The organism is Pseudarthrobacter sp. NPDC058119 (assembly GCF_042884655.1).
GTDB lineage: Bacteria > Actinomycetota > Actinomycetes > Actinomycetales > Micrococcaceae > Arthrobacter.
The window spans coordinates 169,472-193,949 of record NZ_JBHVTN010000005.1; the positions used below are offsets into that span (position 1 = coordinate 169,472).

Here is a 24,478-nt window from a genome sequence, read left to right on the forward strand (position 1 = left end):
GCGCCTGGAGCCCCGGCAACGCAGGAGCGTGATAGCAATGGGAGTGATGAATTCACGCCCAATCCCGATTTTGCCCCTGTGAGCGGCCCCTCCCTGTCCCGCGTCCCGAAAAGCTGGGTCCTGCTGGCCTGCATCGGCCTGCTGGCCCTGAACCTCCGCGGCCCCATCGTTTCCGTTGCACCCCTGGTGGACCTCATGCAGGCGGAACTGCACTTTTCACCGGTCATGCTGGGGCTGCTGACCAGCATTCCGGTGCTGTGCTTTTCGCTCGCGGCTCCGCTGGCGTCCCTGGCGGCGCGGAAGTTCGTCGCGGAGTTCGCGGTGACGCTGACCATCGTGGGGGTGCTGGCCGGCGTGCTGCTCCGCTCCGCGGGAGGGCCTGCACTGGTGGTGGCGGGCACGGTGGTCATTGGCGTGGCCATTACCGTGGGCAACATTGCGGTGCCGCTGATCATCCGCCGGGATTTCGCCCCGCGGCGGCAGGGGACCGCGATGGGGATCTACACCGCGGCCCTGAACATCGGGTCCTTCCTGACGTCGGTGGCGATGGCCCCGCTGGCGGCACTGACGGGGTGGCGGCTGGCCCTGGCCGCGGTGGCTGTATTGGCCGTGGCTGCGGTGGTGGTGTGGGTGCTGGCCGTCGGTCCCCGCACCGCGTTCATGGTCTCCGGCGAGGACGGCGTGGACTCGCCTCGGGCACCCGTGAGCCGTTCCGGCTGGATAACGGTGGGGCTCACCGCGGGCTTCGGGGGCCAGGCCTTCTCCTACTACGGCGTCACGGCATGGCTGCCCAGCTACCTCCACGACGAACTCGGCATGAACGCCGCGCAGGCCGGCGCCGCATCCTCGATCTTCCAGATCCTGGCCATCGTGGGCGGCCTCGGAGTGCCTTTCGCGGCCAAATACATGAGTACGACGGCGGTGGCGGTCACCCTGGGTGCGTTGTGGCTTGCCGTTCCGGTGGGGCTGCTTTTCCTGCCGAACCTATGGTGGCTGTGGTCCACGTCCGGCGGCATCGCGCAGGGCGGCGGCATCACGCTGATCTTCATCGCCGTCATCAAGCTGGCCAGGGACCAGGCCGCTGCCGGCCGGATGTCTGCCACTGTCCAGGGGCTGGGCTACTGCCTCGCGGCGGTGGCCCCGCCGCTGGTGGGATTCGTCCACGACAGCTCAGGATCCTGGACGCCGGCCCTGCTGGTCATCCTGGGTTCGGTGCTGGCCTTCTTCGTCGGCACCACCCTGTCTGTGCGGAAGGTGCCGAAGGGCCGCTGAGGCGACCTGCCGCCGTGGTCCGTTCCTCCGGGACGGCCAGCCCAGTTCGCGCCTTTAAGCCGGCAACGCCCGCCCACTTTCCTGCGAAAGTGGGCGGGCGTGTGGGTTGTTCCGCCGCCGGGCCGGCGCCCCGGATTTCGGGGGGCCTGTTGCGAAGGGCGTGCCGGCCCGGCAAGCGGAGGTTTGGTTAGGCCGCGGCGAGCTCCTCGACGGTGGCCTTTTCGCGGGCCTCGGTCAGGTAGCGGGCGTAGGCGGGGAGGGTGAGGAAGGAAGGGAACTCCGGGCTGAGCGTGACTTCCTCGAAGATGTCGCGGGCGTCCTCGAACCGGTCGCCGTCGAAGCGTTCCAGCCGGGCGAATTCCTCGTCCAGCAGCTCCTCCACCCACTCGTGGCTGATGATCTCGCCGTGGTCGGTGATGGCCCGGGCGTAGATCCACTGCCAGAGCTGGGACCGGGAGATCTCGGCGGTGGCGGCGTCCTCCATGAGGTTGTGGATGGCCACTGCGCCGTTGCCGCGGAGCCAGGATTCGATGTAGCGGATGCCTACCTCGATGTTGTTCCGGATACCCTGCTCGGTGATGGTTCCGGTGGTGGCGGCCACGTCGATCAGGGCACGGTCGTCCGGTGTGACGTCCTCGCGGAGCCGGTCCAGCTGGTTCGGCTTGGTGCCCAGGACGCCGTCGAACACCTCGCGGCACACGGGCACCAGGTCCGGGTGCGCCACCCAGGACCCGTCAAAGCCGTCGTTGGCCTCGCGGGTCTTGTCTGCACGGACCTTCTCCAAAGCGTTGGCGTTGGCTTCGGGGTCCTTGCGGTTGGGAACTGCTGCGGCCATGCCGCCGATGGCCATGGCGCCGCGCTTGTGGCAGGCCCGGACCAGCTGTTCGGTGTAGGCGCGCATGAAGGGCTGGGTCATGGTCACCTGGCCGCGGTCCGGCAGGACGAAGCGCGGGCCGCGGGTGCGGAAGTTCTTGATCAGCGAGAATATGTAGTCCCAGCGGCCGGCGTTCAGGCCTGCCGCGTGGTCGCGCAGTTCATAGAGGATCTCCTCCATCTCGAAGGCGGCGGTGATGGTTTCGATCAGCACCGTGGCGCGGATGGTGCCCTGCGGGATGCCGAGCAGGTCCTGCGCCAGGATGAAGATGTCGTTCCACAGCCGTGCTTCAAGGTGGTTTTCGATCTTGGGCAGGTAGAAGTACGGGCCCTTGCCCTGGGCGAGCAGGCGGCGGGCGTTGTGGAAGAAGAACAGGCCGAAGTCCACGATGCCGCCGGCGATGGGCTGGCCGTCGATGAGCATGTGCTTCTCCGGCAGGTGCCAGCCGCGCGGACGGACCACGATGGTAGGCAGGTCGCCGGCCGGGCGGAGCTTGTACTCCTTGCCTTCTTCGGTGGTGAAGTCGATCCGGCGCTCCAGGGCGTCGGTGAGGTTCAGCTGGCCCTTGATGACGTTGCGCCATGTGGGGGTGGAGGAGTCTTCCATGTCCGCCAGCCATACCTTGGCACCGGAGTTCAGGGCGTTGATGGTCATCTTCTTGTCCACCGGGCCCGTGATTTCGACGCGGCGGTCCTCCAGGCCCGGGGCTGGGGGAGCGACGCGCCAGGACGGGTCGTTGCGGATGTGTTCGGTTTCCCGCAGGAACCGCGGGTCCGCTCCGGCGGCGATGTCAGCCCGCCGGGTGCGCCGTGCCTGGAGCAGTTCCTGGCGCCGCTCCGCGGTGGCCCGGTGCAGCTTCGCAATGAAGGAGAGGGCGTCCGGGGTCAGTACCTCGTCCTGCCGGCAAATGGGCTGCGCGGTCATGGTGATGCCATTGATGGTGAAGCTATCGGTAAAGCTGTTCATCTCAGTCTCCTTAAAGACGAAAGGGAAGTTCGACGGCGGGACTTGCCTGGGTGGGGCCGGGAAGGGAAATCCTCCGCGTGCTATCCCCATCCCCGGCGTAAGACCTCGCAAAACTCGGTCGACGCCGGAGACAGGGCCCCTTTACGCACGCTTCCGGATTCCCCCTCACGGCGCGCGACGGTCACGCTTGGGCGAGTGCCGCCGTCGTGCCTCTTCGGTGAGCAAAGCGAACGGCTCACCTTGGGCGGCTGGGGATTAGTGGAACTGGCCCTCTTCGGTGGATCCCACCAAGGCCAGGGTGGAGGCGTTCGGGTTGAGCGCCGTGGAGATGGTGTCGAAGTAGCCGGTGCCGACTTCGCGCTGGTGCTTGGTTGCGGTGTAGCCGCGGGACTCGGAGGCGAATTCCTTCTCCTGCAGCTCGACGTAGGCGCTCATGCCTTCCCGGGCGTAGCCGTGGGCGAGGTCGAACATCGAGTAGTTCAGGGCGTGGAAGCCGGCCAGGGTGATGAACTGGAACGTGAAGCCCATGGCGCCGAGTTCGCGCTGGAACTTGGCGATGGTGTCGTCGTCCAGGTGCTTGCGCCAGTTGAAGGACGGCGAGCAGTTGTAGGAGAGCATCTGGTCCGGGAACTCGGCCTTGACGGATTCGGCGAACTTGCGGGCCAGCTCCAGGTCAGGGGTGCCTGTCTCCATCCAGATGAGGTCGGAGTACGGGGCGTAGGCCTTGGCGCGGGCGATGCAGGGTTCGATGCCGTTGCGGACCTTGTAGAAGCCCTCGGCGGTGCGCTCGCCGGTGATGAATTCCTGGTCGCGCTCGTCGACGTCGGAGGTAATCAGGGTGGCTGCCTCGGCGTCGGTGCGGGCGATGACGACGGTGGGGGTGCCGGCGACGTCGGCTGCCAGGCGGGCGGCGTTCAGGGTGCGGACGTGCTGCTGGGTGGGGATGAGGACCTTGCCGCCGAGGTGGCCGCACTTCTTCTCCGAAGCGAGCTGGTCTTCCCAGTGAACACCTGAAGCGCCGGCCTGGATCATGGACTTCATGAGCTCGTAGGCGTTGAGCGGGCCGCCGAAGCCGGCCTCGGCGTCGGCGACGATCGGGACCAGCCAGTCCTCGACAGACTGGATGCCTTCGGAGAATTCGATCTGGTCTGCGCGGAGCAGGGCGTTGTTGATGCGGCGGACAACCGTGGGGACCGAGTTGGCCGGGTAGAGGGACTGGTCCGGGTAGGTGTGGCCGGAGTTATTGGCGTCGGCTGCTACCTGCCAGCCGGAGAGGTAGATGGCGCGCAGCCCGGCCTTGACCTGCTGCACGGCCTGGTTGCCGGTGAGGGCGCCAAGGGCGTTGGTGTAGCCGCCGGTTTTGTGCTCCTCGGTGAGCTGCTTCCACAGCTTCTCCGAGCCCCGCCGGGCCAGGGTGTGCTCCTCGGAGACGCGGCCGCGGAGGCGGACGACGTCGGAGGCTGAGTAGTCCCGGGTCACACCTTCCCAGCGGGGGTTGGCGGCCCACTCGAGCTCCAGGGCGGCGGCCTGCTCTTCGGGCGTCTGCTGGGTGGGCTCAAATGCTGCAGTCATCGTTGATCTCCTTGATTGAGCTCCGGATGGAGTAGGTGGGAACCGCGCCGTTGAGGCTCCCACCGGCTTATCCGGTGCGGTGTTTCTTTCCGTGACAACTACTTTTCAGCACTTTCAACCCCCTTTCTAGACAAAAAGTATGGAAAGAAATGCACTTCTTCACGTATTCTTCAGAAATGTCGCCTTCAAGCTGGAACAGGGACGTTTCCCAGCCACCCTCAGCCGCCGCAGCGGAACTTGACGTCATCGCGCTGGGCCGCCGCGTCCGCCATCTCCGCAAGCAAGCCGGGCTCACGCTCGATGACTTGAGCGCCGCCGTCGGTACCGCTCCCAGCCAGCTCAGCCTGATCGAGAACGGCAAGCGCGAGCCCAAGCTGACGCTGCTCCAGCATCTGGCAGCGGCGCTGAACGTAAGCATTGACCAGCTGCTGGGGGCCGAACCGCCCAGCCGCCGCGCCGCCCTGGAAATTGAGCTGGAGCGCTACCAGCGCGGGCCGCTGTACGAATCGCTGGACCTGCCCAAAATCCGCATCAGTTCGCGGCTTCCGCTGGATGTGCTGGAGGCCCAGGTGGGGCTGCTGCATGAGCTGGAACGGAAGATGAACGAGCAGGTGGCCACCCCGGAAGAAGCCCGCCGCGCCAATGGTGAACTGCGGGCCATGATGCGGGAACGCGGCAACTACTTCCCGGAGTACGAGGCAGAGGCGCAGAAGGTCCTCAAGGAGGTGGGCTACACCGCAGGTCCGCTGAGCCAGCACGTCATCGCGGACATCGCCGAGCACCTCGGTTTCACCCTCCACCACGTGGGGGATCTACCGCATTCCACCCGTTCCGTGACGGATTTGAAGAACCGCAAAATTTACCTGACGCAGAGCCAGCGGCAGGACCACGACCCCCGCTCGGTGCTGCTGCAGGCCCTGGGCCACTACGTCCTGGGCCATGAGACGCCCAAGAACTACGGCGACTTCCTGGCCCAGCGGGTGGCCACCAACTATTTCGCCGCCGCGCTGCTGCTCCCGGAACAGGCCACCGTGGAATTTCTGCAAAAAGCCAAAGCTGCCAAGGAAATCGCGGTGGAGGACATCCGGGATGCCTTTGCCGTGTCCTATGAGACAGCGGCGCACCGCTTCACCAACCTGGCCACCAAACACCTGGGCATCACCACGCATTTCCAGAAGACCCACCAGAGCGGCATCATCTACAAGGCGTATGAGAACGACGGCGTGAACTTCCCCCAGGACCACACCGGCGCCATCGAGGGACAGCCGTCGTGCAAGGCCTGGACCTCCCGCGCCGTGTTCGATGTGCCGGATAAGTTCAGTGCCTACAGCCAGTACACCGATACGCCATCGGGCACGTACTGGTGCACCGCCCGCACCGAGCGGTCTGCCAGCGGCGAGTTCTCGCTCAGCATCGGGGTGCCGTACCAGCATGTGAAGTGGTTCCGCGGGCGGGAGACGACGGCCCGGGCCAGGTCCAACTGCCCGGATCCCAACTGCTGCAAGCGGCCGCCTGCCGAACTGACCAACCAGTGGGCGGGCAACGCCTGGCCGTCCGCCCGTGCGCACTCACACCTGCTGGCCGCGATGCCTCCCGGCGCGTTCCCCGGCGTGGACGAGACCGAGGTGTACAGCTTCCTGCAGGCGCACTCCGGCTCCTAAGAACGCCCCATCACGTCCTGCCCGTTTCCTCCCAACGCCCCATCACATCCTGCCGTTTTCCTCCAAACGCTCCATCACTTTCCTGACGAGAGTGATGGGGCGTTTGGGTTTACGCCGCCAGAAGTGATGGCGCGTCGCAGGATTAAGTGCCAAAAGTGATGGGGCGTCGGGTCAGCCGTGGAGCTTGCGGTAGGCCTCGGCGGCGGCAGGGTGCAGCGGGATCCCGGCGGTGTTGATGAGGCTCTCCGCGCTGAGGAACTGCACGCCCAGGGTGGACTGGGGAATGAGTTCGCCGGCGTTGTGCACCAGCAACTGGACGGTCCGCTCCACCGTGGCGCTGTCCAGGTCGCGCCGGCAGAGCAGCAGGTTGGGAGCGCCCACCGTCCACACCGCCGGTATGCCTGGATAGCTGCCCTCCGGAATCAGGACCCGGTCGTACATGCCGCCGTACCGCCGGCGCAGTTCCGGCAGCAGTGCGGACAAGTCGAGCAGTCCGAGCGGCACCTCCTGCTGGGCGGCGGCGATGGCGGCCGTGGGAACCCCGCCGGACCAGAAGAGGGCATCCACCCTTCCGGCCTTGAGCGCTGCGATGCCGTCGTTCAGGCCGAGATTTTCGACGGCGGCAGTACCGGCGGAGGGAGCGGCGGCGTCCGCTGAGGTACCCAGGCCGGCGGCCTCCAGGAGCCGGGGAGTGGTAAGTGAAGTCCCCGATCCGGGCTGCCCCACGGCCACCCGCCGCCCTGCCAGCCCGGAGATGTCCCGGATGCCGCTGTCTTTCCGCACCACGCAGTGGACGTAGTTCTCATACACCTTGCCGATCGCGGCGATCTCCGCCGCATCCCCGCCGGACTGGTTCCCGGCGGCATCGGCCAGGGCCACGGCAAAGGCGGCCCGCCCCGCCCGCAATTCGGCAATGTTGTCCAGGCTTCCGCCGGTGGCCACGGCCCGGGCGTGGCCGGCAACGCCGTGGCGTTCAAGCGCCGCTGCCAGCAGCGTCGAGAACTCGAGGTAGAAGCCGCCCGGTTCACCGCCCGCCACCACCAGGTCCTCCGGGCGGTCGCCGCCCGAGCATGCCGTGAGGGCAGGCGCCATGAAGGCCGCGAGTCCGACGGCGACGGCTGATGTGAGCACGGAACGCCGCGGCAGGTGCGGCGAAGGGCCGCCCGGGGCAGCGGGATCACGCATGGGCACCGCCACTCCGGGCACCCGGGCGCGCCTCATCGGCAGGGGGCGCGGGAAATTCGATGCGCGCGGACAACCCGTGGGGTACGGATTCGGCCAGCACCAGGCGGCCACCGTTGGCCGCGGCAAGCTCTCCCACAATGGTCATGCCCAGCCCGGTGCCCGGAACCGACGCATGCTGGGGAGACCGCCAGAACCTGATGGCTGCCGAGGCGCGCTCAACGGCACTAAGCCCTGGACCGTCGTCGGAAATTTCTACAGCCACCATGCCCGGTTCCGGCCGTACCGCCGCTGTGATGGTGGCACCCCGGGCGTATTTGATGGCGTTGTTGAGCAGCTCGGCCGCCATCTGGGCCAGCTCCGCCGGGTGGCAGGAAACCAGTGCAGGCGGCTGCGGCTGCGGCGTGAGAACCAGCCGGCAGCCGGCCTGTTCCGCCAACGGCGCTGCCCGTTCGATCTCGCCCTGGAGGACAGGGAACGGGTCCACCGGGTCCGGCGCGGGAAGCTCTTCGAGGCTGCCGGCGGCCCGAAGGTAGCCCTCCGACGCCCGGTGCTCGGCGGCAGCAAGCTTCAGCACTCCGTCCAGGATCCCTTCCACCCGTTCCAGCTCCGCGATGGCCCGCTCCGCGGCATCATGTTCACGGGCGGTCTTCAACTCGAGTTGCAGCAGGTCAAGCCGGAGCCGGAGTGCCCCCACCGGGTTGCGCAGCTGGTGCGAGGTGTCCGCAATCAGTTGGCGCTGGGCCGCCATGCTGGCACTGACAGTCCGCGCCATCGCCGTGAAGGACCGGCTCAGTTCCCGCAGCTCCGGGGGCCCGTCCTCCGGGAGGCGCCCGGTGCGGCCGGTCCGCTCCAGTTCGTGCAGGGCCGAATCCAGGCGCAGGACCGGACGCAGGACCCAGCCGGTGACCCGGGCGGCCCCCACCAGGAGCACGGCCGCCAGGGCAAGCGCGGCAACCCCCACCCCCAGCCAGCGTTCGCGGAGTTTCTGCCGCGCGGCGTCGGCATGGACGTCCAGCAGCACGGCGCCCAGGACCTGGCTGGCGCTGCCGAACGGCCGGAAGATGAGCTGGGAACCGGAGCCGAGGGGTTCCAGCGGTTCCAGGGTGGTGTTGCTGACGTTCAGCCGGGCCAGGGACAAGGCGTTCTGCACGTCGGGCCGTCCGGTATCGAGGCCACCGGAGGCCAGGGTCTGCTCCTGAACGCGCACCACGATCCCCTCGCCGTACAACCCGGAATACGTGTCCATCTCGCGCTGCAGCCGTGCCGTGTCCCCGTCGCCCGCAGCATCGAAGGCCACCTGGGCCAGCCGGTTCAGGGACGCAGCCCGGTTGATCTGCAGTTCCTGGGTCAGCTCCCTGGAGGCGGACGTGAGGATGGTGCCCGAGATCAGGAAGACCACCACCAGGCAGAGCACGCTGAGGACGCCCAGCACCCGCAGCCTCATCCGGACGCCGCCTCAACCCGGTAGCCGACCCCGCGGACGTTGATGATGAAGCCGGGCTTCTGGAGTTTTGCCCGCAGCCCGGTGAGGTGCACGTCCAGGGACCGGGAGGAGGCCAGGAAGGCATCGCCCCACAGCGCGTCCAGGATTTGTTCGCGGGTGACCACCGAGCCGGCATGGCGTGCCAGCAGGGCCAGGAGTTCGAACTCGGTGGCGGTGAGCGCGAGCGGCAACCCCGCTTTGGCGGCGGTGTGCCGGTTTAGGTCGATCGCCAGGTCATCAAGCACAATGATGTCTTCCTGCTGGATGCCGCCGGCCCGCGCCGCCCGCCGCGTCACCGCTTCGATCCGGGCCAGCAGCTCCACCAGCTTGACCGGCTTGACCAGGTAGTCGTCCGCGCCGGAACGGAGCCCGAGCACCACGCTGCGTTCGTCGTCCCGCGCGGTGAGGATCAGGATGGGGACGTCGGTGACCTGGCGGAGCTTGCGCAGCACCTCCAGTCCGTCCATGTCCGGCAGCCCCAGGTCCAGGAGGATTACCTGGAAGTTCCGGTGGGAGAGCAGCGCGTCAGCGCCCCGCGCCAACCGCCGGGCGTGGTGTCCGGCGCTTTCGACGGCGGCGGCCAGGGCACCTGCCATGGCGTCGTCATCCTCGACGATCAGCACGTCCATTGCCATCTTCCCTGCTTTTTCTGCGGTATCCGGATCATCCCCGCTACTGGAGACTACCGCCTGCGGAAAGGTCTTGCCCGGCCGGGGCCAGCCAGCGGCGCTGCCCGGGCCACCGCCGAAACCTAAGGAAGTGTTAGGAAATGCCCTGCGGCGTTGGTTGTGCGGTGGATCACCCATACCGTTGATGAGGCCCTCCGGCGTTGGAGGACGCATGTCACCACAAGGAGGAACTCACCGATGAGCACCCAGCAAACCGCGCCCCGATCGGAGGCCGCCCAGACCCGGCGGGCCGTGGGCAACATCCTGAAAGGTTCCGCCGGCAACCTGGTGGAGTGGTACGACCTCTACGTCTACACCGTCTTTGCCGCCTACTTCCAGGCCCACTTCTTCAATTCCAAGGATGAGCTCCAGGCCGGCCTCGAAGCGATGGCCGTCTTCTCGACGTCGTTCCTGATGCGTCCCATCGGTGCCTGGTTCTTCGGCCGTTACGCGGACCGCAAGGGCCGCAAGGCCGCACTCACGCTCAGCGTGACCATGATGTCCGCCGGCTCCTTCGCCATCGCCGTGCTGCCCACCCAGGACGTCATCGGGCTGTGGGCCATGATCCTGCTGGTGCTGGTCCGCGTCATCCAGGGCTTCTCCGTGGGCGGCGAGTACGGCACCAGCGCCACCTACATGTCCGAGGCGGCCACCAGCAAGCGCCGCGGCTTCTTCTCCAGCTTCCAGTACGTCACGCTGATCGGCGGCCAGATGCTGGCCCTGCTGGTCCTGGTGATCCTGCAGAACGTCATGCCCAAGGGCGACCTGGGCGAGTGGGGCTGGCGCATCCCGTTCGCGATCGGCGGCGTGGCTGCCCTGGTGGTGCTGTGGCTCCGCCGCTCCATGGAGGAGACCGTTTCCGCAGAGCAGATCGAGGCCGCCAAGACCCCCGCGGTGGCCGGACAGGCCCAGCCGGGCACCATGCAGCTGCTGTTCACGAGCTACTGGAAGCCGCTGCTGGTCTGCATCGGCATCACCCTGGGCGGCACCGTGGCGTTCTACACCTACACCAACTTCATCCTGAAGTTCATGAACGATACCTCCGGCATCGCCAAGACGGACACCTCCGTGATCAACTTCTGGGCCCTGTTCATCTTCATGCTGCTCCAGCCCGTCTACGGCATCATCTCGGACAAGGTGGGCCGCAAGCCGCTGCTGCTCTGGTTCGGCATCACCGGCGTCCTTTTCACCTGGCCGCTGCTCTCCACCCTGGCCGGCACCAAGGATCCGTTCACCGCGTTCCTGCTGATGATGGGCGGCCTGCTGATTGTCGGCGGCTACACCTCGATCAACGCCCTGGTGAAGGCCGAACTGTTCCCCGCCTCCATCCGTGCGCTGGGTGTGGGCCTGGGCTACGCGATCGCCAACTCGCTCTTCGGCGGCACCGTGCCCCTGATCGGCGCGGCCTTCCAGAAGGCCTCGCGGGAGGACCTGTTCTTCACCTACGTGACCATCACCATTGCGATCTCGCTGGTGGTCTACATCTTCGCGCTGAAGAACAAGAAGGCCACGCACCTGGATGACGAACAGGGCCACGCCTGGGAGCAGGCACCCCAAGGCGGCGAGGACAAGGACGCCCTCGGCGTTTAGTCCGGAAGGCACCCAAGGTGCCCGTCTCCCAAGGAGGCGTACGACGGCGGCTGCCGGGCCGCCGTCGTACGCCTCCTTTTGTTTGTGCTGCTGACTGGCTGGCCCCAATGGGCTGTCTTAGGTGGGCGGACTATATTGGGCGAGTGTCAACACCACCACAATCGCGGGAGTCTGCACCATGGCCAAGGAACTTGCCACCCAGCTCATCGAACAACTCCAGGCTGCCGGCGTGCAGCGGATATACGGGATTGTGGGGGACAGCCTCAACCCGATCGTGGACGCCGTCAGGCAAACCGGCGGCTCGGCGAAGGGCGGCATCGACTGGGTCCACGTCCGGCACGAGGAAGCCGCCGCGTTCGCAGCCGCGGCCGAAGCCCAGCTCACCGGCAAGCTCGCCGTGTGCGCGGGGTCCTGCGGCCCCGGTAACCTGCACCTGATCAACGGCCTCTATGACGCCAACCGCTCGGGCGCGCCTGTGCTGGCCATCGCCTCCCACATCCCCAGCAAGCAGATCGGCAGCAGCTTCTTCCAGGAAACCCACCCGGACCGGCTGTTCAACGAGTGCTCGGTGTATTCGGAATTGGTCAGCACCGCCGAGCAGGCGCCCCGCGTGATGCACAGCGCCATCCAGCATGCGCTGGGACTTGGCGGAGTCGCCGTCGTCACCCTCCCCGGGGACATCGCCGGTCTGGAAGCCGCAGGCCCCACTCCGCTGCCCGCCACCTTCCGGCCGGCCAGCCTGGTCCCGGAACCTGCCAGCGTCCAGGCCCTCGCGGACGCCATCAACGACGCCGGAAAGGTGGCGATCTTCGCCGGCGCCGGCGTGGAGGGGGCGCACAGCGAGCTGATGGCGCTCGCCGAACTGGCCAAGGCGCCGGTGGGCCACTCCCTGCGCGGCAAGGACTTCGTCCAGTACGACAACCCGTTCGACATCGGAATGACCGGGCTGCTGGGGTACGGCGCCGCCGCCGAGGGCATCGAGGATGCCGACCTGCTGGTCCTCCTGGGCACCGACTTCCCTTACGACCAGTTCCTGCCGGACACCCGCACGGCGCAGGTGGACCGTGTGGCCCACCGGCTGGGCCGCCGGACCGACGTCGACATCGCCGTCCACGGGGACGTGCTGCCCACCCTGCGGGCGCTGCTCCCGCTGGTGAAGGCAAAGAAGAGCCGGCGGTTCCTGGACCAGATGCTCAAGAAGCACGACCGGCTGATGAACAAGGCGGTGGGTGCGTACACGCGGAAGGTGGAGAAGAAGCAGCCCATCCACCCGGAGTACGCGGCCTCGCTGCTGGACCAGGTGGCCGCGGAAGACGCCATCTTCACGGCGGACACCGGCATGTGCAACGTCTGGACGGCGCGGTACATCAACCCGCTGGGCACCCGCCGGCTGATCGGGTCCTTCCTGCACGGCTCCATGGCCAACGCCCTTCCGCATGCCATCGGCGCCCAGCTGGCGTATCCCGGCCGGCAGGTTATTTCGGTGTCAGGTGACGGCGGCCTGTCCATGCTGTTGGGCGAGCTCATCACCGCTGCCGCCTACAAGCTGCCAGTCAACGTGGTGGTGTTCAACAACTCCACACTGGGCATGGTCAAGCTCGAAATGCTGGTGGACGGCCTGCCCGACTTCGGCGTGGACGTCCCGGACGCCAACTACGCGGCCGTGGCACAGGCGCTGGGCTTCCACGCCGTCCGGGTCACGGATCCGGCGCAGATCGAGTCGGCGTACCGGGAAGCGTTCGCGCACCCCGGCCCGTCGCTCGTGGAGCTCATCACCGATCCCAAGGCGCTGTCCATCCCGCCCAAGATCTCCGGCTCGCAGGTGATCGGGTTCGCCACCGCCATGTCCAAGGTGGTCCTGAACCGCGGGGCGGGCGAGGCCGTCAGCATGGCGCGCAGCAACCTGCGCAACATCCCCCGGCGGTAGAACACGTCGAATTCGCCGGAAACTGCCGGGTTCGCCGCAAAGTTCCGGCGATCTCGAGGGTTTCCGGCGATCCCGGCGCGGGGCGGAAGGTTCTACCGGGCGCCGCCCTGCCACAGGGCATCGAACGGGGCTCCGGAGGCAACCCGGTTGCGGATGCCGGCGGTGACGAAGTCCTTGGCGGTCCGGGCGGCGTCCAGCGGCGTGGCGCCCTTGGCCAGTTCTGCCGTTACAGCGGCGGCGAGCGAGCAGCCCGCACCGGACACTGCCACTTCGCCCACCTTGGGGGCGCTGAGGACTTCGAGCGTCTCGCCGTCGTAGAAAACGTCGACGGCGTCCGGGCCTTCCAGGCGGACCCCGCCCTTGGCCAGGACTGCTGCGCCGCTGAGCTCGTGGATGCGGACCGCGGCGGCTTTCAGCGACTCCACGTCCGTGATGTCCAGGCCGGACAACGACTCCGCCTCGAAGTGGTTTGGCGTGACGAAGGTGGCCAGCGGAAGGATCTGGGCCTTGAGGGCCTGGTCCGTGTCCAGCGCGTGGCCCGGCTCCTGGCCCTTGCAGATCAGCACCGGATCCAGCACCACGTTGGCGAAGCTGTTCTCCTGCAGGGCACCGGCCACGGTGTTGATGGTTGCCGGGCTGCCCAGCATGCCGATCTTCACCGTATCCAAAGCCGACGGTGCGCCCGACGCCGGACCATACGCCGCCGTCGTCGCCTCCAACTGGTCCGCGATCACCTGCTGGTCCACCGGCACGAAGCGGTGGTTCCAACTGTCCTTCGGGTCGAAGGACACGATGCAGGTGAGGTTGGCGATGCCGAAGACGCCGAGTTCCTGGAAGGTCTTCAGGTCGGCCTGCGCGCCGGCGCCACCGGTGGCTTCGGAGCCGGCGATGGTGAGGGCGACGGCGGGACTTGCGGCGGGCAGCGTTGCGTCAGGGGTAGCGGAAGTCATGCACCCATCCTGCCACCCGGCGTCGGACGCTTTCCATGTGTCACCGGACAGGGCTCCGGGACGCCGTATGGTCAGGGATCCAGCGGTGCCGGGGCGGGTGCCCCGGGTTGTTGCCCGGCTGCGTCATGGATGGTGACGAGGCCGGACACGGCAGCGCGCCCCAGGGCTGCGCAGAACCCGGTCCACAGGACTGTGCCCCACATGGCGGGCCAGTGGCTCCCGGTGATGAACATGAGCGTGAGCATCCCGGTAACCAGCCCTGCCGCGCCGACGGCCAGGATGTGCAGCAGTTGATTGCGGACCGGCCGCATGCAAACTCCGGCGGCCAGCGCCAGGGGCATGCCCAGAAGCAGCGCGGAGAGCGTTCCGTAGAGATAGCCGGGGAAACCCAGGGGGAACCCGAAGACCAGGACTGTGAGGAACGCGCCGGCAAGGAACGCGCCGGGCCCGAAGGTGACGCGGAGCGGGCGGCTCATCCCTGGCCCTTGGCGATCTGCAGCAGTGCCCGCCCCAACTCCGGCTGGCTGTAGACAAAGCCCGCGTCCAGGAGCTTCTGCGGCTGGACCCACCTGCTTTTGAGTACCAACTCGGTTTCGGTGCGGATCAGCACGGCCCCGGCCCGCAGCAGCCATGCAGGGGTGGGGAGCCCAAAGCGGGCGCCGTAGGCCCGCCGCACCAGGCTCATCATCTCCTGGTTGCTGACCACATCGGGCGAGGCCACGTTTACGGGTCCGGTGATATCGGTCCGCGAATGCAGGAAGCGGATGCTGCGGTACAGGTCCTCCACGTGGATCCAGCTGAAGCGCTGCCTGCCATCGCCCATGTGGCCGCCCAGGCCCAGCCGCGCCAGGTTTGCGAAGGGCGCCAGCGCGCCGCCGCCGCGGCCCAGCACGATGGCGATCCGCAGCGGGATCTTCCGGGTGGCCGGCGTGGTGGCTGCCTCGACGGCGGCTTCCCAGGCTTTGGCCACGTCCACGGAGAACCCGGAGCCAAGCTCGCCCCCGGCTTCGGACTGGGGGCGGTCGCGGGCGTCGCGGTAGATGGTGCCGGTGCTGGCATTCAGCCAGGTCGACGGCGGCTGCGGGCACTGTGCGATGGCCCGGCCGAGGGCCCGTGTGGTGCCCACGCGTGAGTCCATGATGATGGCCTTGTTCCGCCTGTTGTAGCGGCAGGAGACGGACCGTCCGGCGAGGTTCACCACCAGTGCGGCGCCGTTGAGCACCCGGACCATGCCGGCGTCGTCGTCCCACGCCGCCGCGGAACTGCCGGCTCCCTTGCGTCCTATGGTGCGCACCGTCCACCCGTCCTCCTGGAAACGCCGGCGAAGATACGTGCCGATGAAGCCGGAAGCCCCTGCCACCACAACGCTCTTTCTACTGCCCATCTTTTCCCCCAATGTTTCTTCCCTAATCGCGGACGCTGCGGCTCAGGTCCAGGACATCGTCCAGAACCTTGTTGACTCCCGGAATGCGGGCCAGTGACAGTCCGCGGGCAAGGAGTGGGGCCGCGCCGTCCACCAGCTTCCTGGTCCGCCGCTGGCCCTCCGAGGTGTCATAGACCCAGAAGAGGGTGACCCCCATATAGCAAAGCCACAGCAGCTCCGGCAGGTCGGCCCGCAGCTTCCTCGGCACGGCAGGTTTGGCTCCCTCCACGGTGCGCCTGAAGATGTCCAGGGATGCCTCCCTCGCCGTCGTGGACCCTGCTGAAAAGGGGTTCACCGGTGACGTGGGCCGGATGGCGGTAGCCACGAAGTCCGCGCCGAACCGGTGGTACGGGGCCATGACGTCAAGGCCGGCATGCAGCGTGGCCTTCAGCCGGTCAGCCAGGGCGGCGGCCCCGTCCAGCGCCTCCGAGGCCCGCGACGCGTGCTCTGCCTGTACCTGGATGTACAGCTCGTGGACCAGGTCATCCTTGGATGCGAAGTAGTAGTAGGCGTTGCCCACGGAGACGCCTGCCTCGGCGGCGATGGCGCGCATGGTGGTTTTCTCGAATCCGATGTCGCGGAACATGCGCAGCGCAGTGTCCGCCACCAACTGCCTGGTCTGTTCGCTCTTCGCCGCCACGGCAGCACCTCCATTCTTTGAACGTGTTCAAAAGCAGTGTGCCACACCAGTTGAACATGTTCAAAAAATGTTCTGTGCAGGTCAGCCCTGCTGCTCGAGGAGCTTTTGCGCAGCGCGGTGCGAGAATGGCACGCGTGCTAATACAACCGGCCGCCCATGACGGCAGGCCGGCCAACCACTCCCGAACGGATCCCCTCAATGACCCCTGCCCCCGGCCGCAGCGCCGTGCCCGAAGACCTCCAGCCAACTGCCGCACGTTCCGCCGCCAGATTCGCGGACATCGGTTCGCCCTACTTCGGGATCATGCTGGCGGCCATGGCAGTGGTGCTGATCCTGTCCAACATCGGCGCGTCCAAGGGAGTGGCATTCGGCCCCATCGTCACCGACGGCGGCTTTTTCCTCTTCCCGCTCGCGTACATCCTCGGGGACGTGATCAGTGAGGTGTACGGCTTCAAGGTGGCCCGGAAGGCCATTTTCACCACCTTCGCATTGTCCGTTTTCGCTTCCCTTTGCTACTGGGTGGTCATTGCGCTGCCCGGGTTCGACGACGAGTACGGCGCAGCCAAGCAGTCAGCCCTGGAAGGCGCCCTTGGCCCCGTGCCGCAGATCGTCCTGGCTTCGCTGCTGGCATTCCTGGCCGGGCAGACCATCAACTCCTGGATCCTGGTCCGGATGAAGGCCCGCACCGGGGAGAAGTCCCTGTGGGCGCGGCTTATGGGATCCTCGGGGGCCGGGGAGTTCGTGGACACGCTGATCTTCTGCAGCATCGCCGCGCCCGTCATCGGCATCGCCGACTTCGGCAGCTTCGTGAACTACGTGCTGGTGGGTTTCGTCTACAAGACCCTGGTGGAGTTCCTCTTCGTCCCCGTGACCTCGCTGGCCATCAACTGGGTCAAGCGGCGCGAGCCCAGCTACGGCGCCCCGGCCCGCCCCGCGGAAGCGGTGACCAACGCCGCGTAGCTGCCACGCGGCGTCGGGCGTTCCGGCTGCTGATCGCGTGGGACCGCCGGAAAGCTGCCGGATCGACGGAAATTACCGGCGGTCCGGCACCAATACGGCGATTGGGCGCTCTGGCCGGGTGGCTAGGGCCGGAGCGCAGCAAGGACACGGGCCTTGAACTCTTGTTCGCGGAAGAGATCGGCCCATTTCACGCGCACAAAGGTCCAGCCGTCCTCGGTGAGGGCGTTCTCCCGCTGCCGTTCCTCAAACAACACCTCGGCCGTTGGCTTGTAGTCGAAGTACTTCGTTTTCCCGTCGAATTCGAGGGCAACCTTCTTTTCCTTCCAAGCGAAATCCAGCCGATACCGGCCTGCACGCGTCGCCACCGCGACCTGTGGCTCCGGCAGGGGAAGTTTCAGCCGCAGCAGGAGTTCGCGCGTGAGTGTCTCGCCGGCTGACTCCGAACGTGGGTCTGCGTGGGTGAGTGCGAGCCGGAGGGTACGGATCCCGCGGCGTCCCTGCAGGCCGTCAGCCATGCTTTCCATGAGCGCCTTGTCCGCACCGAGCCGGAGGGCGTGGTCCATCAGCACCAGGGCCTGCCGGTAGCCCAGCGTCATGGCGCAATCCACTACCGTCCGCTCCAGCGAGGTCACCCGGAGGTTGCCGAGGGTCACCACTTCCGTCTCGGTCCACGGCCGGGTGTGGCCGCGTACGTCCTTGCCGAGCCGCTCGCTGGAGGGGTTTCCCGGCACTAAAAGGTGGATCAGGTCATCAACACCCCAAACATACAAATGGTGCAGCCGGGCCGCGGAGGTGTGGCTGTACACATAGCCGCCGGCTGAAGTGGTCAGCGTCCCGTGGGCATGGGCGTGAATCAACTGCCTGCTGCGGACAGGCCCCGACTGCTTCTCCCACAGCTCGGCGCGGATGTAGCAGCCGTGGCGAAGGCGGACAAGCTTCCGGTGGAGGGCCAGGGCCTTGATGGCCCGGGAATTGAGGCCGTGCCTGTGCAACTGTTCCGTCCGCCACAGGTTGCCGGTGCTCGGAAGGGAGGGGAGGCGGACTGGCGGCTGGGGTGTCATCCCGACAGGATCCCGCCGCTGCGGCACCAGCGGAAGGCGCCGCCGTCGTCATGTGGAAAACGTCCCGCGTCCCGAGCTCGCCGGAAAGGTGCCGGATCGACGGAAAGTTCCGGCGTTCCAACAGCTTTCCGGCGGGTTCGACGGCGGCTGGCGGGCTTAGGCCTTCAGCGTCCCGTCCAGCAGTGCGCGTAGTTCCTGGAAATGCCGCTCGGTGGCTTCCGGGTGGAACGCCGAGGTGTCCGCCATGGAGTAGCCGTGCGGCGCGCCCCCGTAGATCTCGTTGGATGCCTCCAGTCCCGCAGCCTGCAGCGCTTCGCCCAGGCGGGCCACGGCGTCGGGGGCCATGCTCCGGTCGTGGTCCGCGTGGCCGAACACGAACCGTGCCCGCGCATTGCCAAGCCCCAGGTGCGGGCTGTCCGGATCCTCGGTTGCCAGCCCGCCGCCGTGGAAGCCGCCGCACGCTGCCACCTGGTCCGGGTGGGCGGTGGCGGTACGGACCGCGAGCCGGGCGCCCATGCAGTAGCCGGTGGTGCCGATGGGACCGTCCGCGACGCCGTCGAGCTCGCGAAGGTCGCGGACCCACGCGTCAATGTCCGGGCCGGCCTTGTCGCTGGTGAGGCGGCCAACGCGTGGGAACGCAGCCTTGCCGGCAGCTTCCCGGCCCTCCTGGGTGGACATATCTCGCGACGGTGCCAGCTCGGCCACGGTTCCTTCACGGTAGAAAACGTTGGGCGCCAGCACCACATAGCCCCAGTCGGCAATGCGCTGGGCCATCTCCTGGATGCGCGGGCGCAGGCCGAACGCGTCCATGTAGAAGATGACCCCCGGGAACGGGCCTTCACCGGTGGTGGGTCGGGCAACGATGGCTTCGGCGGTGCCGTCTGCGGCAGGAATCTCGATGAACATGGGGGACACCCTACCCGAGGCGCCCGGGAGGGACGCTCAGGAGTAGTACCGGCCCAGGGTCTCTGCCTTGAAGTCGAAGAAGGTGCCGGACTCGATGGCCAGCCGGGCGTCGTCCACCATCTTCACCACGAACCGCTCGTTGTGGATGGAGATCAGGGTGGCGGAGACCATTTCCTTGGCCTTGAACAGATGGTGGATGTACGCCCGGGAATAGTTGGTGCAGGCGTAGCAGTCACAGCCCTCCTGCAGCGGCCCGAAGTCCCGCTTGTACTTGGCGCCGGAGAGGTTGAACCGGCCTTCCGGGGTGTAGAAGGCGGAGTTCCGGGCCACCCGGGTGGGGGAGACGCAGTCGAAGGTGTCGGCACCGTTTTCGATGGCCGTGAAGATGTCATCCGGTTCGGAGATGCCCAGCAGGTGCCGCGGCTTGTCCTCCGGGAGCTCCTCGTTGCACCAGCGGACGATCGTGCCCAGGTTTTCCTTCTCCAGGGCCCCACCGATGCCGAAGCCGTCGAACGGCATGGCGCCAAGGTCCCGGCAGGCCTTGCGGCGCAGGTCCTCGTACTGGGCGCCCTGGATGACGCCGAACAGCGCCTGGTACGGCTTCCCGGCGCGGTCCTCCGTCAGCCGGAAGTGCTCCGTGATGCACCGCTCCGCCCACAGCCGGGTGCGCTCCAGTGACTCCTCCTGGTACCGCCGCGAGTTCTGCAGGGTGGTGAGCTCGTCGAACGCGAACATGATGTCGGCGCCGATCTGGTGCTGGACCTGCATGGAGATCTCGGGGGAGAACCGGTGGCGGTCGCCGTTCAGGTGGGACTTGAACCAGACGCCGTCGTCGTCGATGTGCGCCAGGCGTTCTTTGCCGGGGGCCACGGCATCATCGGGCCCGGAGGTATCCACGGACTTCATGTCGATGACTTTCTTGAACCCCGAACCGAGGCTCATCACCTGGAATCCGCCGGAATCAGTGAAGGTGGGGCCGGGCCAGTTCATGAAGGCACCCAGCCCGCCGGCCTCGTCCAGGATGTCCGGGCCCGGCTGCAGGTACAGGTGGTAGGCGTTGGCCAGCAGCGCCTGCGCGCCCAGGTCCGCCATGGATTCCGGCAGTACGGCCTTCACCGTGGCCTTGGTCCCGACGGCGATGAACGCCGGCGTCTGGATCTCACCGTGCGGGGTGGTGATGGTCCCGGTGCGGCCCAGGAATTCTCCGCCGTTTTCAGCTACCTGAGCAGCCGATGGCGGGCAGGACTCCGCCAAGCGGGTGCCGACCGTGAAGGAGAACTGTGACCGGGTTTCCGGCAGGACGAAGGCGGGGTTGGCTGGCACCGTACCAGTGTGCCAGCAATCCGCCCGCGGCCCGTAAACGCCGGCCCCGCAGGCTTGGCGCCGGGATGCTCAGCTGGCCGGTTCCGAGGCTGGGTAGTTGGAGGTCCGCCAGGAATCCCATGATTGTCGGATGGCGTCGAAGGCGCCGGCGCCGAGGTCGTAGGTGGAGGCGATGACAAACGAGCCATCACCCTCCTCACGGACGTCCTTGATGGCGGGATGGTCTGCCACCACCAGCAGCCCCTCGCCGTGCTCCGCGTAGCTGTGCACCGTGAGCCCCACCTGGTGGCTGGTCCGGTACCAGACCTTGCCGCTGATCTCCTCGCCGGTGCCGAGCGTCAGCTGGTACGGCTCACCCGGTGCAGGGAGGTCGGAGAGCCCCAGCTTATCGATCGCGGATCCGTTGCCTTCGCTCAGGTGCAGGAACAAGGTGTGCCGCTTGCCGTGCGGGTGGTGTTCCAGGGCGAACCGGAGCTGCTGCAGGAACGTCAGCCAGCCCTGCGTGATGTCCTCGTCCCAGGCCGCCCATTCGGAGTCGTGGTCCACCGCGCCGCGGGTGACGCTGACCCGGGTACCGTCCGCAACCGGGTGGAGCTCGAACGTGTCCCCGCCATGCACGGTCAGGCTGGTGTGGTCCGCGGATTCCTGCACGTCGGAGAAGTAGATCTCCTTGATCTCGGACTCCAGGTCCTCGGCCTGCCAGCCATGCCACTGGGCCACCCTGGACGGTTCCCGCAGCATGGTCCAGACCTGCGGGGCGTCGGCGTTGATCACTACGCTGAGATTGTTCGTCATAGCCCCGAATGTACAACTCCGGCTACGCCCGGGATAGGGCTAATTTCCCTTGCTGGAAGTTAACGGCAACGCGGCCCCGAGGTCAGGAGCGGACGGCCTCCAGCTCGTTGCTGATGCGCCGTTCAAGTTCGGACATGCCGATGGTTTCCGATCCGCCGTGGGCCCGCAGGAACAAAAGGGATTCGAGCCGCAGCAGCCGCCATTCGCGCTCGGCGTCGTGGTTGGAGTTGTCGATCGAGCGGAAGATTTCCTTGTCATACAGGTTGGGCTCATTCAGCGAGCGCTGCCGCACCTTGGCGGCCATCCGTGCCTTGAAGGGGTCCGTCTCCTGGTTTTCGGGGGTGCGGATCAGTTTCTCGTAGACCTCGGCGCGTTCGTCCTGGCCATTCTGGCGGCAGATGTAGCTGGCCAGCGCGAGGGCTGCCTCCACCGAGGTCCACCGGCCGGGGTTTCCGTCGTAGGGGAGCACGGTGATCAGGTCCGCCACCAACAGTGCGCCGTCCGCGTCCTTGAGCGTGATGAACAGTTCGTGTGCCAGGTCGCTGAGGTCCTTCAGGCAGCTGCCCGACTTGAAGTTGACGCCCTTCGAGAGCCGGTCCGCCAGGAGCAGGACGCCCTCGGCGTCGGGGTGGGCCTCCGCCGTTGCCTCCACCACGGATTCGGGGGTGCCGTCCGGGGCCGGGATGAGCGCCAGTTCCTCCTCGCTGGGCCCGGTCACTACAGGTGGTGCCGGGGGAAGGGGTGGGATGACGACGGCGGGCGCCACGTTGATGGGACCGGTCCCGGCGCCGGGCTGCTCCCGCGCGCCGTGCTGGAGTGCCGGGGTTTCCGCCGGCGGTACGCCCTCGGGAAGGTCCGCCGGCAGCGGAAGCTGGGTGACGTCGTCGTGCGCGCCGTCCACCACGGTGACCATGGTGCCAATGGCCACCCGCAGGGTGCCGCCGCCGGAGAGGCTTGCCAGGACCAGGGCGGGGGAGCCGAAGTCGTCGTGCTCAAGCTCCACCTGGTCGATTTCGGCAGTGCGGCGGCCGTCGGGGAGGAGGATGTGGCTGCCGGTGGTCAGAGATCCAGCCTGCTGTTCACGGTGGTGCCTGGCGGCTGGTGATTCGGTCATGGGAGTCCTTAAGTTCTCTTGCGGTCCGCCCTACAGTCTACAAAGGCAGGCACTCAAAACCGGGGACCCCCACGTCCCGGCGGGGTGGTCAGAAGCCCACGCCTGCAAACGCCAGGGCCTGCCGGATCAGGCCGCCGCGGCCGCCGGAGAACTCCATCTGGACGCCCGGGCTGAGGACTTCCTCAGGGGTCATCCAGGTCAGTTCCAGGGCGTCCTGGCGGGGCTCGCACTCACCCGTCACCGGGATGACGTAGGCCAGGGACACGGCGTGTTGCCGCTCGTCCGTGAAGCCGGTCTGGGACGGTGCCGGGAAGTATTCGGCCACCGTGAACGGCACGGGGCTCAACGGCAGCTGCGGGAACGCCAGCGGGCCGAGGTCCTTTTCCATGTGCCGGAGCAGGGCGGCGCGGATGGTTTCGCGGTAGATCACCCGGCCGGAGACCAGGGAACGCACCATGGTCCCGTCCGCATCCGCCTGCAGCAGCGTGCCTACCTCATTGACGTATCCCAGCGGGTCCAGCCTGACCGGTACTGCCTCCACGTACACCATGGGCAGCCGCCCGCGCGCCTCAAAGAGGTCTTCTTCGGAGAGCCAGCCGGGATTCGGGTCAGGTGTGCGCACGTTCATGCTTAAGTTCTACCCCATAGGGCGGTGCTGGGAGACCCACACGGTGGCGGGCGCGTTGGGGCTGTCCGCGTCCGGATTGGCCACATGGAGGGTACTGCCAAATGCCTCCTCCGTGAGGCTGGCGGCGAAGCCGGCCGCGGTGAGGCGCTCCCGCAGCGGCTCCAGGCCGCCATCGTATTCGAAGCCAAGGCCCGAGCGGGACGCGCCGGCCGCCGGCCGCACCAGGAGGACCCCGCCGTTCTTGGCCGTGAAGTCCGCGGTCTCGTCGTTGTCCGGGACGGGCCGGGCGCGGGCGCCGATGTGCAGCAGCGTGCGGACGGCGCCCTCGGGGTCTGCGGTGTACCAGACCCCGGCGACGGCCAACGCAGGATCGGCGTCGGCGCACACGGCAAAGTGCGCGGCCTTGTCCGCCAGGAAGCTGAACCCGTCCGGCGCGCTGATCCGGCAGGCGTCGCCGTGGTCGGCGGTGACCAGCTCAGCAGGTCCGGTGCTTTCCGCCGCTCCCTCCTGTCGGGAGCCTTCCTGGGCTGACAGGTTGGTGCGGCGCGCGAATTCGGCAACGTCGCCCACCTCCACCGCCAGGACCGTCCGGCCGTCCTGTCCGGAACCGGCCTCGGCGGGGTGGATTGCCAGCCGCCCTGAGCCGGAATCGAAAACGGTCCACCCGCCGTCGTCCTCGGTGGCAACCATTCCCAGGGCGGTGAGGAGCTGCTTCCAGGACTCGGTGCGCGAGGTGAAATGGACGGGGCGGACTCGGAGCATGGCGTTGTCCTCGGGGTTGCGGACGGGCTGGTAGGCCCATGATGCCACGTGTTGCAGTCCGGCACACGGGCCTTGTGGTGCAGGATTCCACGGGCAGAATTAGGCCATGGCCAATGACCTTGAGGAACTGCTGCTGCCCGATGCTGCCGCCTGGCGTGCCTGGCTGGAAGAGAACCACAACACCAGCCCGGGGGTGTGGCTGGTGCTGCACAAGAAGGGCGGGACGGTGACGGGCCTTGACTACGCGGCGGCCCTGGACGAGGCCCTCTGTTTTGGCTGGATCGACGGGCAGGGCAAGCGCCGGGACGGCGGGAGCGTGTTCCAGCGGATGACGCCGCGGCGGCCCCGGAGCATCTGGTCGGCGCGGAACGTGGGGCACATTGCGCGGCTGGAGGAGGCCGGGAAGATGACCGAGGCCGGACGGGCCGCCGTGGCGGCGGCCAAGGCGGACGGCCGCTGGGACGCGGCCTACGGCGGCCAAGCCGACCTCGAGCTGCCGGAAGACCTGGCGGCCGCAATTGCAGCCAACCCGGCGGCGCAGGCCACTTTCGAGGTCCTGACCAAAACCAACCTGTTCGCCCTGGTGTTCAGGACCAATTCGGCGAAGCAGGCGGCCACCCGGGCACGCAGGATCGCCGGGTTCGTGGACATGCTGGCACGGGGAGAAACGCCCTATCCGCAGAAGAAGCGGCCACCGGCACTGGAGTGACTGCTGGTT

22 protein-coding genes are annotated in these 24,478 nt (G+C 67.5%); 6 read left to right on the forward strand and 16 right to left on the reverse strand.

Annotated elements, in window-relative coordinates:
* Positions 1-78 precede the first annotated feature (78 nt).
* The gene (locus ACFVTD_RS12590) at positions 79-1,272 is read left to right on the forward strand and encodes a CynX/NimT family MFS transporter (protein WP_387563171.1); all 1,194 of its coding nucleotides are present in this window, start codon (positions 79-81) and stop codon (positions 1,270-1,272) included.
* A 187-nt stretch (positions 1,273-1,459) separates the two neighbouring features.
* Here the strand turns inward: ACFVTD_RS12590 and aceB are convergent, their stop codons facing one another.
* A complete protein-coding gene (aceB, locus tag ACFVTD_RS12595; RefSeq protein ID WP_387563174.1) occupies positions 1,460-3,112 on the reverse strand; it encodes a malate synthase A in 1,653 nt (550 codons plus the stop codon).
* Positions 3,113-3,367: 255 nt separating this feature from the next.
* Positions 3,368-4,684 (reverse strand): isocitrate lyase, encoded by a 1,317-nt coding sequence (aceA, locus tag ACFVTD_RS12600; protein ID WP_387563177.1) that lies wholly within the window; start codon positions 4,682-4,684, stop codon positions 3,368-3,370.
* A 149-nt stretch (positions 4,685-4,833) separates the two neighbouring features.
* Here aceA and ACFVTD_RS12605 point away from each other — a divergent pair, with 149 nt between their 5' ends.
* Positions 4,834-6,345 (forward strand): helix-turn-helix domain-containing protein, encoded by a 1,512-nt coding sequence (locus tag ACFVTD_RS12605; RefSeq protein ID WP_387563180.1) that lies wholly within the window; start codon positions 4,834-4,836, stop codon positions 6,343-6,345.
* 171 nt (positions 6,346-6,516) lie between these two features.
* Here the strand turns inward: ACFVTD_RS12605 and ACFVTD_RS12610 are convergent, their stop codons facing one another.
* Genes ACFVTD_RS12610 through ACFVTD_RS12620 form a run of 3 tightly spaced genes read right to left on the reverse strand, consistent with a single transcriptional unit; the run spans position 6,517 to position 9,642 of the window.
* Complete coding sequence (locus ACFVTD_RS12610; protein ID WP_387563184.1) at positions 6,517-7,530, reverse strand: TAXI family TRAP transporter solute-binding subunit; 1,014 nt, start codon at positions 7,528-7,530, stop codon at positions 6,517-6,519.
* On the reverse strand, positions 7,523-8,974 hold the full coding sequence (locus ACFVTD_RS12615) for a sensor histidine kinase (protein ID WP_387563187.1): 1,452 nt from the start codon (positions 8,972-8,974) through the stop codon (positions 7,523-7,525). Before ACFVTD_RS12615 ends, ACFVTD_RS12610 begins: the two co-directional genes overlap by 8 nt.
* Positions 8,971-9,642: a response regulator transcription factor gene (locus ACFVTD_RS12620; protein WP_387563593.1), complete on the reverse strand. Its 672-nt coding sequence runs from the start codon at positions 9,640-9,642 to the stop codon at positions 8,971-8,973. The genes ACFVTD_RS12615 and ACFVTD_RS12620 overlap by 4 nt, the downstream gene beginning before the upstream one ends.
* A 159-nt stretch (positions 9,643-9,801) precedes the next feature.
* On the opposite strand from ACFVTD_RS12620, the gene ACFVTD_RS12625 reads away from it, so the two are divergent.
* Both ACFVTD_RS12625 and ACFVTD_RS12630 read left to right on the forward strand, forming a co-directional pair.
* Positions 9,802-11,271, forward strand: coding sequence for an MFS transporter (locus ACFVTD_RS12625; protein WP_387563190.1), 1,470 nt, complete (start codon positions 9,802-9,804; stop codon positions 11,269-11,271).
* A gap of 178 nt (positions 11,272-11,449) precedes the next feature.
* Positions 11,450-13,198, forward strand: a complete 1,749-nt coding sequence (locus tag ACFVTD_RS12630; RefSeq protein ID WP_387563193.1) for a pyruvate dehydrogenase — start codon at positions 11,450-11,452, stop codon at positions 13,196-13,198.
* Between the two features lie 92 nt (positions 13,199-13,290).
* On the opposite strand, the gene ACFVTD_RS12635 is transcribed toward ACFVTD_RS12630, so the two are convergent.
* The 4 genes from ACFVTD_RS12635 to ACFVTD_RS12650 form a co-directional block, all read right to left on the reverse strand.
* Positions 13,291-14,148, reverse strand: a complete 858-nt coding sequence (locus ACFVTD_RS12635) for a hydroxymethylpyrimidine/phosphomethylpyrimidine kinase (protein WP_387563196.1) — start codon at positions 14,146-14,148, stop codon at positions 13,291-13,293.
* A gap of 71 nt (positions 14,149-14,219) precedes the next feature.
* On the reverse strand, positions 14,220-14,624 hold the full coding sequence (locus ACFVTD_RS12640; RefSeq protein WP_387563199.1) for a hypothetical protein: 405 nt from the start codon (positions 14,622-14,624) through the stop codon (positions 14,220-14,222).
* Positions 14,621-15,532, reverse strand: coding sequence for a TIGR01777 family oxidoreductase (locus ACFVTD_RS12645; RefSeq protein WP_387563202.1), 912 nt, complete (start codon positions 15,530-15,532; stop codon positions 14,621-14,623). Before ACFVTD_RS12645 ends, ACFVTD_RS12640 begins: the two co-directional genes overlap by 4 nt.
* A gap of 22 nt (positions 15,533-15,554) precedes the next feature.
* Entirely contained in the window at positions 15,555-16,211 is a 657-nt protein-coding gene (locus ACFVTD_RS12650) for a TetR/AcrR family transcriptional regulator (protein ID WP_387563205.1), read from the reverse strand.
* Positions 16,212-16,409: 198 nt separating this feature from the next.
* On the opposite strand from ACFVTD_RS12650, the gene ACFVTD_RS12655 reads away from it, so the two are divergent.
* Positions 16,410-17,171, forward strand: a complete 762-nt coding sequence (locus tag ACFVTD_RS12655; protein ID WP_387563208.1) for a queuosine precursor transporter — start codon at positions 16,410-16,412, stop codon at positions 17,169-17,171.
* Between the two features lie 122 nt (positions 17,172-17,293).
* Here the strand turns inward: ACFVTD_RS12655 and ACFVTD_RS12660 are convergent, their stop codons facing one another.
* The 7 genes from ACFVTD_RS12660 to ACFVTD_RS12690 form a co-directional block, all read right to left on the reverse strand.
* A complete protein-coding gene (locus ACFVTD_RS12660; protein WP_387563211.1) occupies positions 17,294-18,232 on the reverse strand; it encodes a hypothetical protein in 939 nt (312 codons plus the stop codon).
* 156 nt (positions 18,233-18,388) lie between these two features.
* A complete protein-coding gene (locus tag ACFVTD_RS12665) occupies positions 18,389-19,138 on the reverse strand; it encodes a dienelactone hydrolase family protein (RefSeq protein WP_387563214.1) in 750 nt (249 codons plus the stop codon).
* Between the two features lie 36 nt (positions 19,139-19,174).
* A complete protein-coding gene (gene tgt, locus ACFVTD_RS12670) occupies positions 19,175-20,461 on the reverse strand; it encodes a tRNA guanosine(34) transglycosylase Tgt (RefSeq protein ID WP_387563216.1) in 1,287 nt (428 codons plus the stop codon).
* A gap of 69 nt (positions 20,462-20,530) precedes the next feature.
* Positions 20,531-21,256, reverse strand: a complete 726-nt coding sequence (locus tag ACFVTD_RS12675; RefSeq protein ID WP_387563219.1) for an SRPBCC domain-containing protein — start codon at positions 21,254-21,256, stop codon at positions 20,531-20,533.
* Between the two features lie 82 nt (positions 21,257-21,338).
* Positions 21,339-22,370, reverse strand: a complete 1,032-nt coding sequence (locus ACFVTD_RS12680; protein ID WP_387563222.1) for a DUF6707 family protein — start codon at positions 22,368-22,370, stop codon at positions 21,339-21,341.
* A gap of 88 nt (positions 22,371-22,458) precedes the next feature.
* Positions 22,459-22,998 carry an NUDIX hydrolase family protein gene (locus ACFVTD_RS12685; protein ID WP_141158190.1) on the reverse strand — a complete coding sequence of 180 codons (540 nt, stop codon included), beginning with the start codon at positions 22,996-22,998 and terminating at the stop codon, positions 22,459-22,461.
* A gap of 9 nt (positions 22,999-23,007) precedes the next feature.
* Entirely contained in the window at positions 23,008-23,760 is a 753-nt protein-coding gene (locus ACFVTD_RS12690; RefSeq protein WP_387563596.1) for a VOC family protein, read from the reverse strand.
* A 106-nt stretch (positions 23,761-23,866) separates the two neighbouring features.
* On the opposite strand from ACFVTD_RS12690, the gene ACFVTD_RS12695 reads away from it, so the two are divergent.
* Entirely contained in the window at positions 23,867-24,469 is a 603-nt protein-coding gene (locus ACFVTD_RS12695; RefSeq protein WP_387563226.1) for a YdeI family protein, read from the forward strand.
* Positions 24,470-24,478 lie beyond the last annotated feature (9 nt).

Coding starts and splice junctions, on each gene's coding strand:
- aceB (WP_387563174.1), bottom strand. CDS start 3,112: ATGAACAGCTTTACCGATAGCTTCACCATCAATGGCATCACCATGACC.
- aceA (WP_387563177.1), bottom strand. CDS start 4,684: ATGACTGCAGCATTTGAGCCCACCCAGCAGACGCCCGAAGAGCAGGCC.
- ACFVTD_RS12605 (WP_387563180.1), top strand. CDS start 4,834: ATGCACTTCTTCACGTATTCTTCAGAAATGTCGCCTTCAAGCTGGAAC.
- ACFVTD_RS12610 (WP_387563184.1), bottom strand. CDS start 7,530: ATGCGTGATCCCGCTGCCCCGGGCGGCCCTTCGCCGCACCTGCCGCGG.
- ACFVTD_RS12615 (WP_387563187.1), bottom strand. CDS start 8,974: ATGAGGCTGCGGGTGCTGGGCGTCCTCAGCGTGCTCTGCCTGGTGGTG.
- ACFVTD_RS12620 (WP_387563593.1), bottom strand. CDS start 9,642: ATGGACGTGCTGATCGTCGAGGATGACGACGCCATGGCAGGTGCCCTG.
- ACFVTD_RS12630 (WP_387563193.1), top strand. CDS start 11,450: ATGGCCAAGGAACTTGCCACCCAGCTCATCGAACAACTCCAGGCTGCC.
- ACFVTD_RS12635 (WP_387563196.1), bottom strand. CDS start 14,148: ATGACTTCCGCTACCCCTGACGCAACGCTGCCCGCCGCAAGTCCCGCC.
- ACFVTD_RS12640 (WP_387563199.1), bottom strand. CDS start 14,624: ATGAGCCGCCCGCTCCGCGTCACCTTCGGGCCCGGCGCGTTCCTTGCC.
- ACFVTD_RS12645 (WP_387563202.1), bottom strand. CDS start 15,532: ATGGGCAGTAGAAAGAGCGTTGTGGTGGCAGGGGCTTCCGGCTTCATC.
- ACFVTD_RS12655 (WP_387563208.1), top strand. CDS start 16,410: ATGACCCCTGCCCCCGGCCGCAGCGCCGTGCCCGAAGACCTCCAGCCA.
- ACFVTD_RS12660 (WP_387563211.1), bottom strand. CDS start 18,232: ATGACACCCCAGCCGCCAGTCCGCCTCCCCTCCCTTCCGAGCACCGGC.
- ACFVTD_RS12665 (WP_387563214.1), bottom strand. CDS start 19,138: ATGTTCATCGAGATTCCTGCCGCAGACGGCACCGCCGAAGCCATCGTT.
- ACFVTD_RS12675 (WP_387563219.1), bottom strand. CDS start 21,256: ATGACGAACAATCTCAGCGTAGTGATCAACGCCGACGCCCCGCAGGTC.
- ACFVTD_RS12680 (WP_387563222.1), bottom strand. CDS start 22,370: ATGACCGAATCACCAGCCGCCAGGCACCACCGTGAACAGCAGGCTGGA.
- ACFVTD_RS12685 (WP_141158190.1), bottom strand. CDS start 22,998: ATGAACGTGCGCACACCTGACCCGAATCCCGGCTGGCTCTCCGAAGAA.
- ACFVTD_RS12690 (WP_387563596.1), bottom strand. CDS start 23,760: ATGCTCCGAGTCCGCCCCGTCCATTTCACCTCGCGCACCGAGTCCTGG.
- ACFVTD_RS12695 (WP_387563226.1), top strand. CDS start 23,867: ATGGCCAATGACCTTGAGGAACTGCTGCTGCCCGATGCTGCCGCCTGG.